Consider the following 286-nt stretch of genomic DNA (forward strand, 5'->3'; position numbering starts at 1 on the left):
CAGTTGTTGTAAGTATACAATTCTAGTGCATCTTTTCCACGCATCGAAAAACTGTTTGCAATGCCAGAAGTCGAATCGACTCTAAAACCACCGACCGGATAGCCGCCCCTTGCTTTGCCACGTGTGAAATAGCTATATCGGTTTAAAATCTGCATAATAGTGCTTTTTCCCGTACCGATGTCGCCTCGTAACAATAGCCCTTTATTCGCGTCTAGCTTCCCGGATCGCCCCTCTGTTTATAAAAACAATTGATTCATTAATTTTTTATTCGAATCGACAATCGTAA

The organism is Phocaeicola sp. RTP21198st1_B8_RTP21198_201120 (assembly GCF_040929485.1).
Lineage (GTDB): Bacteria > Bacteroidota > Bacteroidia > Bacteroidales > Bacteroidaceae > Phocaeicola > Phocaeicola dorei.